The sequence below is a fragment of the Chloroflexota bacterium genome (assembly GCA_026710945.1).
Taxonomy (GTDB): domain Bacteria; phylum Chloroflexota; class UBA11872; order VXOZ01; family VXOZ01; genus VXOZ01.
On record JAPOQA010000054.1, the window covers coordinates 99274 to 114921 of the forward strand.

Below are 15648 nucleotides of genomic sequence, written 5' to 3' on the forward strand. Positions count from 1 at the left end.
AGGCGCACTTATTCGACCAATTGAGGCCTGTTCCTCAATTGGTTGCGTCGTGGGTGGGGAGTTTGAAGAACGTCTGGGCATTCCTATCAGTTATTTCTTCCAGGTCCTCTGGCGCGATGCTGCGCCTCCGGGCAATGGACTCCAATGTGCAACGTACGTAAGCTGGCTCATTCCGCTTGCCCCGGTACGGCACGGGCGCAAGGTAGGGGCAATCGGTCTCGATCAATAGCCTATCCGATGGTACCATCTTTGCAACTTGATGCAACTTTGCCGCAGAGCGAAACGTCACCGGGCCCGCAAGGGATATCATGCACCCGAGATTAAGGAGTGCTGTCGCTTGCACGCTATCACCGGAGAAGCAATGCATCACCGCTTGCTGCATGGGCGAAGCTTGCGTGAGCATACGGTGCACGTCAGCGTAAGCATCCCGCATGTGAACCACTATGGGTAATTGGGACTGCGACGCGAGTGCGAGTTGTTTGGTAAAGGCATCCTGCTGGGCACGCCTGGAGGCGTTTTTGCGATAGTAATCAAGGCCGGTCTCACCGATAGCCACTACCCTCGGCGCCTGCGCAAGCGCTTCCAAGTCGCGCCAGGTAGCCGGAGTACAGGAATCGGCTTCGTGTGGGTGCACGCCAACCGTCGCCCAGCAATTTGGATAGCGCTCGGCAATGGCTACGGCCGCATGGCTCGAGGCAATGTCCACCCCGACGACGACAATGGCAGTAACATTGGCTGCGCTTGCACGGTCGACAACTGCGGATAGGTCCTCAGCAAAGCGCGGCGAGTTGATATGGGCGTGGGTATCCGTCATGGGCGAACCAGCAGCAGCCTGCTACGTGCTTTCCGAGAACTCGGGAACTTCTAGGCGGGGAAAGAGCGGCTTGCCGGTAGATATGCTTCGGTCTGAGGTTAAGCCCCCCCACCCAAGGCCGCGCTCCCAGGCACCGGCGTCAAGCGGAGGTTCGCCAAGGCGCTCCAGTATGGTATCCGCCGTCTGCGGGACATACGGACCGAGCAAAACGGCCAGGATGCGCACGGCTTCGGTCACGTTGTAAAGCACGGATCCAAGACGCTCCCGCTGGTCGGCGTCTTTGGCAAGTACCCAGGGCGCGTTTTCCTCAATGTATTGGTTCGCACGAGTAACAAGCGTCCAGACACTATCTAATGCCGCGTCGAGGTCCCATGACTCAAGCCCGCGCTCCGCACCTTCAACTGCTTGCTGCGCCACTTCCCTTAAGGATTCGTCGAGTGAGGTTGCGTCTCCGGGGGCCGGCAGCACCCCGTCAAAGTAACGCGAAACCATAGATGTGGTGCGTTGCACAAGGTTGCCAAGATCGTTCGCCAAGTCGGCGTTGTATCGGTTATAGAAACTCTCCCAAGAGAATACGCCGTCCTGGTCGAACGGGATTTCCCGCACCAGGTAGTAGCGCACCGCGTCGGCTCCAAACTCGTCCACCATCTCGAAGGGGTCTACGCCTGTGCCGCGGGACTTGCTCATCTTCAGGCCTCGGAACATGATCCAGCCGTGCGCCCAAACCGTCTTCGGCAATTGCACCCCGGCAGACATCAGCATCGCCGGCCAGTAGACGCAGTGAAAGCGAATGATGTCTTTGCCGATCACGTGCACATCCGCCGGCCAGTAGCGGGCAAACAATTCGTCATCTTGCCCATAGCCAACGCCGGTGATGTAGTTAGTGAGCGCATCGAACCAAACGTAGATGACCTGCTCTTCGTCAAAGGGTACGGGAATTCCCCACGTCTTGTTGGCACGGGAAATGCTGAAGTCCCGCAGTTCGCCGCGCACCATATTCACGACTTCATTGCGCCGAAAGTCTGGCAAAACCGACTCCGGATGCTCGTCATAGAATGCCAGCAACCGGTCCTGGTACTTGGAGAGGGCAAAGAAGTAGTTGTCTTCTTCCGTCCACTCCGGCTCGGCATCGTGCACAGGGCACTTGCCGTCTACCAAGTCGTCATCGGCGTAGAAGGCCTCGCAAGGGAGGCAGTACCACCCGGCATAGGTCCCTTTGTAGATGTCGCCGGCGTCGTAGCACTTCTGCAATAAGAGTCGTGCCGCGTGCTTGTGGTGCTCTTCAGTCGTGCGGATGAAGCCGTCATAGGAGATGTTTAGCTTGTCCCAAAGATCGCGGAAGAACTCCGCCATTTCGTCGCAATAGTCCTGCGGATCCTTGCCCTGGCTTCTGGCCTGGCGCTCCACATTGAGGCTGTTCTCATCGAGACCCGTGAGAAAGAACGTATCGTAGCCCTTCAAGCGGCGATAGCGCGCCTGTACGTCACAGCCGATAGTACAAAATGCCGTGCCAATATGGGGCTTGGCATTGGGGTAGTAAATGGGGGTTGTTAGATAGTAGGTTGCCATGGGTAAGTTGAACTTGGTCAATGGAATATCGGGAAGATCTGATCCTGTGGTTTCCGTTCCACCATCATACCATGCAGTTTGGCAAGCCCCAACTTTACTGCCTATCCATCACGAAAGTCTTGACCCGCAAATTGCGGCACGCGATCACGGTTGCTAATGACCATAGAATAGAGGCAGTTGGCCATATAAGATGGATAACCAATACTCTCGCGGTCAAGTGATCGCTGGACCAGATGTCCGGCCAATTAGTAGCTGGAAACGGATGTCTTTTCATTTGCCATAGTAACTATCCCTACAATAGCGGGGCCTCTGTAGTTTACTGTTTACGTAAAGCGTTATAATGATTCAAGGGTTTAGGGATCGAAGAACGCTGCATTTCTTCGAAGGGAGGAATGTTCGCGCTTTTCAGGGATTTGCCGAACAAGCGACCCGCAGGCTTACCGTGTTGGATAGCGCAGTTTCTTTGCGCGACCTAGCCGTTCTTCCTAGCAACAGGCTGGAACTGCTCTCCGGTGACCGGGCGGGTCAGTACAGTATTAGGATTAGTCGCCAATGGCGAATTTGCTTTCGCTGGGGGGATAATGGACCGTTTGATGTAGAGATTGTGGACTACCACCGCTGAGGAGTCCTAATGAGTACAAGCAATGGAATGAGACCAGTTCACCCGGGCGAAGTGTTGGGTGAAGAACTCCAGGAGCTCGGCCTGTCGGCCAACGCTTTGGCGAATGCACTCGGAGTTCCTACTAACCGAATTACGGCAATTTTGAATGGTCAAAGAGGGATGTCTGCCGATACGGCGCTACGCTTGTCCCGCTATTTCGGCACCACGCCGCAGTTCTGGTTGAATCTGCAGCAAGCCTTTGAATTGCGTGTAGCCGAGATTGAATCAGGCGAGGATATATCAGCAAGCGTACAGCCTCGCGACCATGAGAGAATCGCCGGTGCCGCGACGACCGTGAGGTAAACATGAGCCAGAGCAAGCAATACGGGCTCAGCATGGCGTGCTCACTCCGGGAGCGGGGCGTCCGGTGAACGCACAATAGAAACTACGTCCTATGTTAAACTGCCAGAAGAACATCGCTTCAGACCTCAAATCTTCGCACTAAAGCGACAATTTTATTGAATTCGAGGAGGTACGCATTGTGTCAATTGTTCGGACCCTGGTTGATGCCAAAGTGCCGATGCGGGATGGCGTGGCTTTGTCCGCAGATGTTTTCCTGCCTGCACGTACAGGGCCTGCGCCCACCGTTCTCGTACGCACACCGTACGGCAACAACACCGACCTCTTGATCGAAAAGGGTCGGTACCTCGCGGCCAGGGGCTACGCCGCCGTCATTCAGGACGTGCGCGGCAGGTGGGACTCTGACGGCGCCTACTATCCAGTGGTGAATGAAGCCGATGACGGACACGACACGGTGGAGTGGATTGCGGAGCAGCCGTGGAGCACCGGCAAGATCGGTATGGCAGGTGGGTCTTACTTGGGCATTACGCAGTGGACGGCCGCGTGGCGTGGCAGCCCGCATCTGACCAGTATCGTGCCGCGCGTCGCCCCGTGCGACTTCTACGACTCGCCCGGATATACCCAGGGCGCTCTCCAAGTCGGTGTGCTGGCGACATGGGGCTCGCGTACGCACGGTCGCACTGCCCAGAACATCGAGTATGAAGACTGGGGCCGCGTGTTTCGTACGTTACCGGTGGATAAGATCCCCAGCGCGATCGGGCGCGACCTAGACTTTTGGAAAGACTGGGTTCGCCATCCTCACTACGATGAGTATTGGGAGCAATCCGGCAACAGCGGAAAGTGGCAGGATATAAGCGCTCCCGCATACAACATGGGCGGCTGGTTCGATCTCTACTCCAAGGCCACGTTTGACAATTGGAATGAGCTGCGGCTGCATGGGGGCTCCGCGGAGGCGCGGCAGAGCCAGCTTATTATGGGCCCCTGGCCGCATGCGCTTTCCCTTTCACGTGTCACGGGCCAAGTAGACTTTGGCGCGGATTCGATGGTCGACTTGGATGGTGAGGAACTGCGCTGGTTCGACTATTGGTTGAAGGGAGAACAAAACGGAATCCTCGATGAACCGCCGCTACGGCTTTTCATCATGGGGCGCAACGAGTGGCGCAATGAGCATGAGTGGCCGCTTGCCCGCACCGACTGGCAGCCTTGGTACTTCCATTCCCGGGGCGCTGCGAATACGCTTAACGGCGACGGCGGACTTTCCATAGAACTGCCCACAGATGAACCCTCCGATGGCTTCACCTATGACCCCATCGCGCCGGTACCGACACTGGGCGGAAACAACTGCTGCTCGCCGCACATTGTGCCGTGGGGGCCCTACGACCAGCAGAATATCGAGATGCGCCAGGACGTGTTGTGCTACACGAGCGAGCCGCTGCAGAGCGAACTTGAGGTAACGGGACCGATAAAGGTGACGCTCTATGCCGCCACCGACCAGCCGGACACCGACTGGACGGCTAAGTTGGTCGATGTGCACCCGGATGGCCGTGCCCTGAGCCTCTGCGACGGCATCGTGCGCGCGCGATTCCGTGAGGGTCGGGAAACCTCGTCTCTCCTTCAGCCTGGGAAGGTTTACGAATACGAGATCGATCTTTGGGTCATTGGCAACGTCTTTCATGCCGGTCATCGCATCCGCGTGGAAATCTCATCAAGTAACTTTCCGCGCTTCGACCGCAACCTAAATACCGGCGCAGAGAACAATGGTCTGGAGGACAATTGGCAGGTCGCGCGACAGACGGTCCACCATGACCGGGTTTATCCTTCCCACATCTTACTGCCCGTCATCCCAACCTCGTGATGCGACCGCCCCGGACGTGGAATCGCAGAACACTCAAGATATGGAGTGCGCTTCGACCGATTGGCGCATTGGCGGCGCGGGACGCCTCTCGGCAATGCGGGGCAGACGAAGAAGGGACCCGCTGAGGGAGCCTGATTGGGTAGAACGAGACCGCCACGCGTGTGGCCGGGGATTGGGAAAGTAGCAGGCACAATAACAAAGAGGGCGGAGAGAATACCTCTCCGCCCTCTTTGCTGCTTTCGTGGCGCGTGCGGAAGAACCGTCAGCGGTCCTGGCGGTTCATGCGTTTCCGCAAGAAAGTCGGCACCTCAAGGTCGTGCTCCGCATCGACTTCGTCGATTTCTTCTGTTCCAATTGGAATGACAGAAGGCCGATCCCCGGAATCTGGGCTACGAGGCTCCACAGCGCCCCGCACACCCGGGCGGCGTATGTCTTGCTCGTCAAAGCCGGTGGCAATGACAGTAATCTGAATGTCGGAGCTCATAGATTCTTCGATAACCGATCCGAAGATGATCTGGGCGTCAGGATCGGCGGCATTGGAAATAATCTCGGCTGCTTGCGAGACTTCGTGCAGGCTCATATCCGGCCCGCCGGTGAAGTTGAGCAAAATGCCCTTAGCGCCGTCTATGGACATTTCAAGCAACGGATTGGCCAAAGCGTCTCGCATTGCGTCCGCAGCGCGGTTCTCACCACTTCCGTACCCAATTGCCATATAGGCAGTACCGGAATTCTGCATTATCGCCTTGACGTCATTGAAGTCAAGGTTAATGAGTCCAGGTTGTGTAATGAGATCTGAAATGCCCTGAACAGCCTGGCGCAGCACCTCATCTGCCAAACGAAATGCTTCCGTAATCGGCGTATTCTTAGGGGCAATCTCTAGAATTCGATCATTCGGGATGGTGATGAGCGTGTCTACATGCTCTCGAATATTGCGAATGCCTTCTTCGCTTATGCGTTTGCGCGGTACGCCTTCCCATGTGAACGGTCGTGTCACGACACCGACCGTAAGGGCTGCAATGTTTCGGGAGATTTCGCCAATGACGGGCGCAGAACCAGTACCGGTTCCACCTCCCATGCCAACGGCAATGAATACCATGTCCGAGCCGCGCAGCGCATCCTGCAACTCTTCGTAGGCTTCTTCCGCTGCCTTTTCGCCTACTGAGGGTTGTCCGCCGGCTCCCAGACCCTTCGTGAGTTTGTCGCCAATGCGGATTCGTCTTTCGGCCTGGGAACTCATCAAAGTCTGCGCATCGGTGTTCACGGCAATAAACTCAACGCCACTTACACCGCTCTGAATCATGCGGTCTACTGCATTGCCGCCTGCTCCGCCTGCGCCTACAACCTTGATGTGGGCCCAGGATTCTTGGCGCTGTCTTGGGTCCAATCGTCCCGATTCATCACTCGAACTTGAGGGAAGTCGAGAAATGCGGTTTTCTGCACCACTTGCCATGCGTACCACCCTACGTAAAGTTAACTCATCGGAATAAGAGATCGCATGAGCGACCCAAGTCTCTCTGCCACTATACCAAGTGCAGCGCTCATGGGGCGCCGCACCCGTGCCCGCTGAAGTTTAGCGGCATACAATATCTGGCCGACACTGGTGGCAAACTCCGGTCGACAAATGTCCTCATTCATTCCCCGCATTAGGGGGACTACTCCCTGCCGCACAGGTAGACCCAGAACTGCTGATGCTAACTCCTCAAGACCGTGTAAATCTGAGCCGCCGCCTGTAAACACAACACCGGCCGGCAAGACGTCGAAGTATCCTGTGCGACGGATTTCATCCTTAACTAACTCTAAGAGCTCTTCCATGCGAGCCATTACTATCATGGTAATGTCCCGCTGCTGGAGCACCGTCCACTTACCTGGATAGAAGCCAGGCGCATCGATTTCAGATTCGTCGTCAAGTGCCTCTTCAACTACCGTAGCGTACTGCAACTTGAGTTCTTCCGCAACATCCTGGGGCAATTTTAGGCCATATGAGATGTCCTTGGTAATATTAATGCCGCCAAGCGGGATACTTGCGGTATGCCATGGTACGCCATCGGTATAAAGCACCATGTCAGTTGTGCCGCCGCCAATGTCGACGAGGACGACGCCAAGCTGCTTTTCCTGGTCCGACAGTACGGCCTCTGCCGCGGCGAGGGCCTGGGCGGTGATTTCTCCGTCCACAGCAAGTTCTGCAGCATTGACGCATGACGTCAGATTACGAATTGGCCCCACGCTGGCCGTAATCATGTGGACTTCCGCGCCGAGCACGTTTCCATACATGCCGATGGGATCACGGATTCCTTCAGTGCCGTCAAGCATGAACCCAACGGGGAATGCCGTGACTATTTGACGATCCTCTGGTATCGAGGCCCTGTGCGCCAACTCCAAGACATGGTCGATTTCCGCATGGGTAATCGCACCTTTGGATTGCTTCACCACAGTCTCAACTCGCACAATTTGCGAACTGATATTGCAGCCACTAACGCTCAGATGTGTAGCGAGTGGTGTTTGCCCGAGAGACTGTTGGAGATACCCCAGGCACGTACGGATTGACCCGGTGGTGGCATCCATGTCTACCACGGCGCCACGAGTCAGGCCGTGTGTCGGCGCAATACCTAAGCCCACAATTCTCGGGAGACCATCGGACGCAGTATCACATGCGATCGCACGTGTCTTGGTCGTTCCCACGTCAAGGCTGACGATGAGATTATTCTTGCTCAATTCCCTTTACCTACCTTGCGGGAAGAGAATGGTTACATTATACCTGGGATTCTGCCATTCAGCAAATCCCAAATCGGGTGGTTGTCAAGTACCATTATCAACTGTTGCAGTTATGTTCTAAATGTCGGACTCCGGCTTGGTTGCAGGTCTATGACGTCTAGCAAGAGTTGCTGTTCTTGCGCAACCTGGAGGACTGTCAGTAGTTCCTGAGTCTTTTCAACTATGCGATCTCCGCTGCCGTATTGTGCGATCCATCCCTCCGCTGCTTCGACGGACAGACCCTCTCGAGTTGAATACCTGAAAGCATTGATGCTAATTCCGGAGCGCGACAAGAGATCCTGTAAGAGGAATGCCGTCTCCACGGCGCTGGCGTCAACAAGGTCTCCGGTATGGAGCGGCGCACCGGTGGTGTCGATGAAGGTCAGCGTGAGATCCGGAGCATCGCCGCTGCCTATGATTACTCCCTCTCGCGAAATCAGGAAGACATGGCCATTGGCAATCCAACGCGCTTCCGGTTGCCGTTCTGCCATTTCGACTATCGCTCGGCTCGGCAAAACGAGAAAGAGCCTTGCGGCTGCCACCGCAGGCAATTGTGTAATCTGATTCGTTACCTGATGAGGATCGAGCAAGAAGATGGATTGTCCCACGAGCCCCGTAAAAGACTGAATCTTCACGAGTGAGTTATCCCCGGCAAGCGTTGGTGGTGTGATGCGCCGAATTGCAACTATAGACACGTGAAACTCCGGTGAGGTGAGAGCTCCCCACAGTGCGATCGAAACGGAACATAGGATCATCAGTGAGAACCAGCGATGGCCGAATGTGCGCACCCCTCGACCTATGAGGCGAAAGGGCCCTCCCACACTGCTGACCTTGCCGGGTGTCTCAAGTTTCTGCACTCGTGCTGACATCGGTTTATTGCTCCCAAGCGCCGAAGAATTCGATTTCCCGCTGCAATGTAATGTGCAGGTGAGCCTTCACCGCTTCTTCGATTTCTCGAATTAAGGCGAAAACTTCTGCTGCGGTTGCCGCGCCACTGTTGATGATAAAATTGGCGTGTAACGGGGAGACGTGCGCACCCCCGCTCTCCCGTCCGCGCATTCCTGCCTCGTCAATGAGCTTCCAGGCGCTAAGCCCGTCAGGATTACGGAAGACCGAACCGGAGCTTGGAGCAGTGGGTTGTGTGCGCTGCCGCGTTTGCAACCGCTCTTGTATCGTGGATAGAATTCGACTTGCGTCACCCGGCGCCAACCGCATTTCGGCTCCCAACACCACGGCATATCCAGGACACTCTTTGATGATGCTGGTTCGATAGCCATAACGCATTTCATCGGCAGGTATCCAGCGTTCACCATGGCGGTCCAATACCTTAATGCGTGTGACTGATTCCGCTGTTGTCCACCCATACGCGCCGGCATTGTTGACTATCGCTCCACCCACTGTTCCGGGAATTGTTGCCGCGCCTTCAAGCCCTGATAGCCCCAAGCTCGCTGCCCAACGTGCTGTGCTGATAAGAGAGCACCCCGCTTCTGCCCAAATTGAAACACCGTCAGCACATTGACTGGGACTGCCGCCATGGTTTCGGATCACTAACCCGCGTATGCCGGCATCGGCGGCAATGAGATTCGTCCCGTCTCCAATCACACGAAATTGAAGAGACTGTTTGTAAGCAACTGCCGCCAATGCGCGCAGGGCCTCTTCGGAACGTACACGAATAAGGAGGTCGGCCGGGCCGCCCACGCGCACCGACGTGTGCCTTGCCAGAGGCTCGTGCCACGCCGGCTTCAAGTTGAGCGGCGATCGTACGGCGACGGCAGCAATACCGGCCAATCCTTGTGCAGCCGGTTCCTCAGTTGGCGGACGTTTGCATTGCATTGAAGTAGGGCTCACGACGGTGATTCCATTGGCATGCGATTCTGCAAATGCTCGAGAAGCGGATCGCACAGCTCAGTAATATCTCCCGCTCCCATGACGATTATGAGATCGCCAGATTCGATCAATCGCATTACTTGGGTGAGGGCGTCTCTCAGTGTTGCCGCGTACCGCGCATTTCCTGGTCTGGTTACAGCCTCTGCAAGGTCTGCACTCGAGAGAGGCAGCGGGTCTTCTCGCCCGGTCGGCTGATAGATTTCGACAAGTATGAGCTCGTCAGCGCCGCGAAATGCCTCGGCGAACTCGTCAAAGAGATCGGCAGTTCGACTGCGCAGGTGCGGTTGGAAGACGCAGACTATGCGGCCCTCGTGCCAATCTCTTGCAGCGCGCAATGTTGCCCGGACTTCCGTAGGATGGTGGGCGTAGTCATCCACCAACGTAACCCCATTCTCTCGTCCCCTCACTTCAAATCGCCGCCTGACCCCTTGAAAGTGGTTCAGTGCCATTACAACCGAGCTTGCAGGAACGCCCACAGCATCGAGCGCCGTCACGCAGGCTAAGGCATTCAGGACGTTGTGGACACCTGGAATGCGCAGCGAGAGGCTAAGACGCTCCCCAGTGACACTCTGAATCGTCGCTTCATATCCGTCGCCCTTGCGAGGCGTGAGCTCTGAAGAGACCCATTGGGCTCTACCGCGCAAGGACCAGGTTCTCAGCCGACTGTCAGCTACTGCGGCAACGCGGCGGCAGGTGACGCTGTCCGCGTGTGTTGCAACAGTACCGTCAGCGGGCAGCTTGTGTACAAGGTCTCGGAATGCACTTTCCAGGTTCTCTAGCGTACCGTATGTATCGAGGTGATCGGCTTCGACCGCGGTAATGACGACGACACTTGGGAATAGTTCGAGGAAGGCGCGGTCAAACTCATCGGCCTCAATCACCATGATCGATCCGGTGCCCCAATGAGAGCTGTGAGGGAAATTCTGTGGGTCACCGCCAATCATGTATGAAGGGTCCTGCCTGTTGGCGCGCAGCGCGTGCGTGATCATGGTGCTTGTCGTTGTCTTGCCGTGGGTACCTGCGACGGCGATTGTGGTCTTTTCAAGTGACAGCGCACCTTGGAGCACAGCACGATTGACCGTAGGTATACCATCTTGCTCAGATGCAACCAACTCGGGGTTGTCGGGCAAAATTGCGGAGCTGAACACGGTAAGATCGGAGCCGGCGACATTGGCAGCCGCATGCCCAACGTGCACAGTAGCGCCCAAATCGCGCAGCGTGTCGAGGTTGTCGGAGGCAGCCACATCTGAACCGCTGATCTGATGCCCTTGTATCGTAAGTATGCGCGCGAGTCCAGACATAGCGGCGCCGCCCACCCCAATGAGGTGGACGTTGCGAGGGTGGGTCCCCAGAAATTGCTGTAACTCGTGTGCATTCACCCCGTAACCCTTACACTTGGCGACCACCGTCGGGCCTGGAATGCCAGGTTTGACGGCTCTTATTCCTAGTAACTTGCGTTGTTTGAGTCGAAATATTGAGTAGTAAGCCCATGGCAATTGAGCTGGCGAGAAGCGACGAACCGCCGGCACTGACGAAAGGGAGTGGAATGCCGGTAAAAGGCAGCATGCCGGTTACGACTGCCATGTTGAGGATCGCCTGGCCGAAGAGTCCGCACGTCAGCCCTAGGGCGAGCAACTGTCCAAACAAGTCCGGCGCTCTGACGGCAACGCCAAACCCTCGCCAAGCCAGTAGTACAAAGAGAGAGAGCACCGCCAGTGTCCCGATAAGGCCCAACTCTTCGCCGATGACGGCAAAGATTGTGTCGGTGTGGGGCTCGGGCATGTAGAAGAACTTCTGCATCCCCCGACCAAGGCCAACGCCGGTTATCTTGCCCGATGCAAAGGCGTAAAGGGCCTGGACGTTGTGGTGCGCGACGTTGTCTTGATATTGAGGGTTGAAGGGGTCAAGGTACGCAGTGAGCCGTTGCAGCCGATAGGGATGCAGCACAATAGCGTACCAAGCGGCGAACGATCCGGCGACAAGAAAGCCGGCAAGATAGAGAAGCGGAATGCGAGCCGCAACGAGAATTGACATGCCTATGAGCAAAATCATAATTGCAGTGCCGAGGTCCGGTTGCTGAGCGATGATTGCGGCTACGAGCCCCACCAGCAGAGTGGGTGCCAGAAAGTACACGAGCCTGTTGGCTCCCTTATCGCGCCTAGCAAGGACCTGGGCGAGATAGAGAGCAATTACGGGCTTTACTAATTCGCTGGGTTGCAAGCTCAACGGTCCCCATCGAATCCAGCGTACGGACCCCCGAGACAAGTGGCCAATGTCTGTCACCGCCATTAACACCAGTACTGCGACTGCGGCCGCCAGGAGCCAGAAGGAAAGGTTGATTCCGAGAAATTGAATGCGGCCAAACCAATGATAGTCAATCCGCATCATGGTGAATGCTGCCGCAAAGCCCACGACGAGGAACAAGAGCTGGCGACGAAAGTAGAAGTGTGGATCACCAGTCTCTGCATAGGCAACGGCAATACTGGCACTATAGATGGCAATCAATCCAATGAGAGGCAATGCCAGCATTAATACGGTCAGCGGAACGTCCGGCCAGCGCGCGTGTTGTTCATCGTCATCCCTGTTCGCAGGAATAGTCCCGGGTAGAATTCGCAGCATTGCTGTCAGCTTGAACCTTCCTGCACAAGGGTCTGCTGGGGAGCTGACCGCGGGATGTGGTAATAGCGGAACAGTTCGGAAGCAACTTCGCGAAACACCGGCGCGGCGACCAGTGATCCCCAGGGCTCTACGGTCGGGTGATCTATCTTGACTAAGATCGCGAATCTGGGACTCTCTACAGGGCCAAAACCTACGTATGAAGCGATGGTCAACTCTGCGTGATAGCCACCGGTCTCTAGAGGAATTGAAGCAGTGCCGGTCTTTCCGGCAACATCGTACCCATCAACGATGTGCATCTTGCTCTCTGAGCGCTTACTCGCTTCCACAAGCATCGAAACGAGGGTGCGAGCAGAGTCCTTGCGCACGACGCGGCGCACCGCTCTGGGCTCGATGCGTTGTACACCCGCTTCCGTGTGGACTTCCTGTACGACATACGGCTGCATGAGTACGCCGTCATTGATGAGGGCCGATACGGCGGTGATGAGTTGGAGTGGCGTCACGGCAATGCCTTGGCCGAATGCGTTGGTTGCAAGACTAGACGGATACCAGTAACGCGAATTCGGATCAGGAACAAGACCATTCACCTCGCCCCAAAGATCAACGCCTGTCGGCGCACCAAAGCCAAAGGCGGTGACGTACTCGTAGAAGAGGTCTTTACCCAACTGGTCTCCTACCCACACGGCGCCAACGTTGCTAGAGCGAGCAATGAGATCGGTCATATCGCTTTCGCCATGACCCTTTTCATCCCAGTTCTTTATCTCCACGCCCCAGTACTCCATACTTCCGACATCGTTGAACTTGACTTCAGGCGTGATGATGCCGGCGTCTAGAGCTCCGGCCAGTGTAAAGACTTTGAACGTAGAACCCGGTTCATACAACAGGCTGATGGCGGGGTTGGCGTACGCATCTTCATTCGGGCTGTGAAACTCCTGATACTTGTTGGAGTCGTACGTTGGGCGGCTCGCCATGGCAATAATGGCCCCGGTATACGGTTCCATGACAATAATCGTGCCGGCCGACGCGCCGTAGCGTTCTAATGCGGCTTCGAGTTCTCTCTCTACAATGTGCTGCACTGTGCCGTCCAGCGTAAGGACCAGGTCTGCACCGGGTTCGGCGGGCTGCAGCACCCAAGTTGCCTCTCCTGCCTCACCGCCGAATGGCGCGCTGGAGCTCAACCGTCGTCCCGGAGCTCCTTGCAGCAAATCCTCGTAGTATCCTTCAACTCCGTATTGGCCGCTGCCGCTCTGGCTGTAAAATCCCACTACGTGGGCGGCAAGCATGCCGAGCGGATACGTGCGATAGGGAACGGCGCTTAGTGTGATTCCGGGTACTTCGCCGGATCGCACAAGTTGCTCGATGCGTTCGCTTGTGTCCGGAGTTACGCCCCTTGCCAAGAGAGCGTATCGCTTGTCAGGCTGATCAATCAGGGCGGCGATTTTTTCTTGAGGCATGCCGAGGAGTTCCGTCAACTCACTGGCGATTTCATTCGCCGAAATGCCACTGCCCTGCACGACATTGGGTGCTACTTCCACGTCGTTTAGGTATTTTGCAGTTGCCAGTAGTGTACGATTTGCGTCAAGTATGCTGCCGCGCTGGGGCACGATCTGGGTATCACGCTGGTACTGTTCCTGCGCGAGGGATGCCAGGCTTTCGCTTTCCAGGACATGCAACCAGATCAGCGCGCCAGCAATGACGAACGCCCCCATCAGCGAGAAAACCTGGATTATGCGAATTCGCGCGGCACTGATGGGTTCACCAGGCATTGAGAGACTCCTCACCGAAGAGCGCGTTGAATTGCTCGCGAACAAGGTCCCATCGGGTGCTGAACGGCCAGTTCTTCTCACTTGCTTCCGCATCTTGAGTCAGCACCAGCTCCTTTGCTCGTTCAGGCACCTGCACAAAATGCACCCGGCTTGCCGGCACCATGCCGAGCCGCCCTCTGGCGATAGATTCTATGGTGCGCAGATCGCTGGCTTGGGCAATCTGAGTCCTCAAGAGCTGGTTTTCCCGTTCGACTTGCTCAATGGTGCGTTCCAATGCCTGAATTCGAAAGCCCGCGTCAGCGACTTGACCCGTGGGCATCAGATAGAGCAATCCGACTAGAAATAGCACGAGAATGCCCATGTCCACTGCTACTAACGGGCTAAGTTCGTAATACCACGGCTTGCGCTCAGGACTGTCCGCACGTGCGTTCGGTCGAGGGAGAATTGCGTCTTGTTGTGCCATCTGCCGCTCCTAAGCAGTCAAACACGTTCTGCGATGCGAAGACGCGCACTGCGACTGCGTGGATTCTTCGCGATTTCCGCCTCGTCAGCCCGTACGGGCTTCCGTGTCAGCACGCGGAGCGTAACGCGCGGACCGCAAACACACTGTGGAATGTTTCCAGGACAGATGCACTGCCCCGCTGCGCGCTGCAGGAACCCTTTCACAATGCGGTCCTCCAGGCTGTGAAAAGCAATGACTACCAGGCGACCGCCGCGAACAAGGAGATCACGGGCCTGCTCCAAAGCGCTCTGCAGGTGTTCCAATTCACCGTTTACGGCGATGCGCAGGGCCTGGAATGTCCTTGTGGCTGGGTGAATGCGGTGTCTTCCGCTCCCATAGGCAGCCTGCACGATTCTTGCCAAGTCGCTGACCACGGTCAGTGGACGATCGCGTCGTTGGGCGACAATGCGCCGCGCGATGCGCCGCGCATGTCGCTCTTCGCCGAACTCCCAGATCAGGTTTCCCAGGGCCTCTTGATCCCACGTATTGACTATTGTGGCTGCGGTGAGGCCTTGCGTCGGGTCCATGCGCATGTCTAAGGGACCTTCTTGTTGCCAGGAAAACCCACGTTGGGGATTTGCGATTTGCAGGGACGACATGCCGAGATCGAAGAGAATGCCGTTCGCCTTGCAGAATCCGCTGTGTTCCGCCTCGGCAAGCAAATGGGCGAAGTTGCACTGCTTAAGTAATGCCCGTTTGCCGAAGCCCTGTAGTCGTGCCGTGCAGCGAACTAGTGCTTGGCGGTCGACGTCCAACCCTAGCAAGAGACCACCGGGAGTGCTTTCAGAAAGTATCCCTGCGGCGTGGCCGCCTCCGTTAACGGTGCAATCGATGAATCGTCCACCGTTGCTCGCCCGTAGACCCTCCAATACTTGGGGTAGCAGGACGGGCACATGCATTGCAACGGTCTGTGCGGTCATGGGGCAG

General features: G+C 56.5%; 14 protein-coding genes. 3 read left to right on the forward strand and 11 right to left on the reverse strand.

What is annotated here, in order from left to right; translation table 11 throughout:
• Positions 1-34: 34 nt before the first annotated feature.
• Both OXE05_10830 and metG read right to left on the reverse strand, forming a co-directional pair.
• Positions 35-814, reverse strand: coding sequence for a TatD family hydrolase (locus tag OXE05_10830; GenBank protein MCY4437815.1), 780 nt, complete (start codon positions 812-814; stop codon positions 35-37).
• Positions 815-835: 21 nt separating this feature from the next.
• Entirely contained in the window at positions 836-2383 is a 1548-nt protein-coding gene (metG, locus tag OXE05_10835; GenBank protein ID MCY4437816.1) for a methionine--tRNA ligase, read from the reverse strand.
• Between the two features lie 340 nt (positions 2384-2723).
• Here metG and OXE05_10840 point away from each other — a divergent pair, with 340 nt between their 5' ends.
• The 3 genes from OXE05_10840 to OXE05_10850 all read left to right on the forward strand — a co-directional run bounded on the left by OXE05_10840 (position 2724) and on the right by OXE05_10850 (position 5199).
• Positions 2724-3005 carry a type II toxin-antitoxin system RelE/ParE family toxin gene (locus tag OXE05_10840; GenBank protein ID MCY4437817.1) on the forward strand — a complete coding sequence of 94 codons (282 nt, stop codon included), beginning with the start codon at positions 2724-2726 and terminating at the stop codon, positions 3003-3005.
• Between the two features lie 9 nt (positions 3006-3014).
• A complete protein-coding gene (locus OXE05_10845) occupies positions 3015-3347 on the forward strand; it encodes a HigA family addiction module antitoxin (GenBank protein ID MCY4437818.1) in 333 nt (110 codons plus the stop codon).
• 178 nt (positions 3348-3525) lie between these two features.
• Positions 3526-5199 carry a CocE/NonD family hydrolase gene (locus OXE05_10850; protein ID MCY4437819.1) on the forward strand — a complete coding sequence of 558 codons (1674 nt, stop codon included), beginning with the start codon at positions 3526-3528 and terminating at the stop codon, positions 5197-5199.
• A 262-nt stretch (positions 5200-5461) separates the two neighbouring features.
• Here OXE05_10850 and ftsZ read toward each other — a convergent pair whose 3' ends face one another.
• From ftsZ to rsmH, 9 genes are all read right to left on the reverse strand, one after another.
• On the reverse strand, positions 5462-6649 hold the full coding sequence (gene ftsZ / locus OXE05_10855; protein ID MCY4437820.1) for a cell division protein FtsZ: 1188 nt from the start codon (positions 6647-6649) through the stop codon (positions 5462-5464).
• A 20-nt stretch (positions 6650-6669) separates the two neighbouring features.
• Positions 6670-7911 (reverse strand): cell division protein FtsA, encoded by a 1242-nt coding sequence (gene ftsA / locus OXE05_10860; protein MCY4437821.1) that lies wholly within the window; start codon positions 7909-7911, stop codon positions 6670-6672.
• 110 nt (positions 7912-8021) lie between these two features.
• Complete coding sequence (locus OXE05_10865; GenBank protein ID MCY4437822.1) at positions 8022-8819, reverse strand: hypothetical protein; 798 nt, start codon at positions 8817-8819, stop codon at positions 8022-8024.
• A 4-nt stretch (positions 8820-8823) separates the two neighbouring features.
• Positions 8824-9798, reverse strand: a complete 975-nt coding sequence (gene murB / locus OXE05_10870; GenBank protein MCY4437823.1) for a UDP-N-acetylmuramate dehydrogenase — start codon at positions 9796-9798, stop codon at positions 8824-8826.
• Positions 9795-11216: a UDP-N-acetylmuramate--L-alanine ligase gene (murC, locus tag OXE05_10875; GenBank protein ID MCY4437824.1), complete on the reverse strand. Its 1422-nt coding sequence runs from the start codon at positions 11214-11216 to the stop codon at positions 9795-9797. Before murC ends, murB begins: the two co-directional genes overlap by 4 nt.
• Positions 11217-11226: 10 nt before the next feature.
• Entirely contained in the window at positions 11227-12456 is a 1230-nt protein-coding gene (gene ftsW, locus OXE05_10880) for a putative lipid II flippase FtsW (protein MCY4437825.1), read from the reverse strand.
• A gap of 5 nt (positions 12457-12461) precedes the next feature.
• The gene (locus OXE05_10885) at positions 12462-14219 is read right to left on the reverse strand and encodes a penicillin-binding protein 2 (GenBank protein MCY4437826.1); all 1758 of its coding nucleotides are present in this window, start codon (positions 14217-14219) and stop codon (positions 12462-12464) included.
• On the reverse strand, positions 14209-14682 hold the full coding sequence (locus OXE05_10890; GenBank protein ID MCY4437827.1) for a hypothetical protein: 474 nt from the start codon (positions 14680-14682) through the stop codon (positions 14209-14211). Before OXE05_10890 ends, OXE05_10885 begins: the two co-directional genes overlap by 11 nt.
• 17 nt (positions 14683-14699) lie before the next feature.
• The gene (gene rsmH, locus OXE05_10895; protein MCY4437828.1) at positions 14700-15641 is read right to left on the reverse strand and encodes a 16S rRNA (cytosine(1402)-N(4))-methyltransferase RsmH; all 942 of its coding nucleotides are present in this window, start codon (positions 15639-15641) and stop codon (positions 14700-14702) included.
• Positions 15642-15648 lie beyond the last annotated feature (7 nt).

What these genes read in the sequence shown, in the direction of transcription:
- OXE05_10830 (MCY4437815.1), bottom strand. Translation starts at nt 814, where the DNA reads ATGACGGATACCCACGCCCATATCAACTCGCCGCGCTTTGCTGAGGAC.
- metG (MCY4437816.1), bottom strand. Translation starts at nt 2,383, where the DNA reads ATGGCAACCTACTATCTAACAACCCCCATTTACTACCCCAATGCCAAG.
- OXE05_10840 (MCY4437817.1), top strand. Translation starts at nt 2,724, where the DNA reads ATGATTCAAGGGTTTAGGGATCGAAGAACGCTGCATTTCTTCGAAGGG.
- OXE05_10845 (MCY4437818.1), top strand. Translation starts at nt 3,015, where the DNA reads ATGAGTACAAGCAATGGAATGAGACCAGTTCACCCGGGCGAAGTGTTG.
- ftsZ (MCY4437820.1), bottom strand. Translation starts at nt 6,649, where the DNA reads ATGGCAAGTGGTGCAGAAAACCGCATTTCTCGACTTCCCTCAAGTTCG.
- OXE05_10865 (MCY4437822.1), bottom strand. Translation starts at nt 8,819, where the DNA reads ATGTCAGCACGAGTGCAGAAACTTGAGACACCCGGCAAGGTCAGCAGT.
- ftsW (MCY4437825.1), bottom strand. Translation starts at nt 12,456, where the DNA reads ATGCTGCGAATTCTACCCGGGACTATTCCTGCGAACAGGGATGACGAT.
- OXE05_10885 (MCY4437826.1), bottom strand. Translation starts at nt 14,219, where the DNA reads ATGCCTGGTGAACCCATCAGTGCCGCGCGAATTCGCATAATCCAGGTT.
- OXE05_10890 (MCY4437827.1), bottom strand. Translation starts at nt 14,682, where the DNA reads ATGGCACAACAAGACGCAATTCTCCCTCGACCGAACGCACGTGCGGAC.
- rsmH (MCY4437828.1), bottom strand. Translation starts at nt 15,641, where the DNA reads ATGACCGCACAGACCGTTGCAATGCATGTGCCCGTCCTGCTACCCCAA.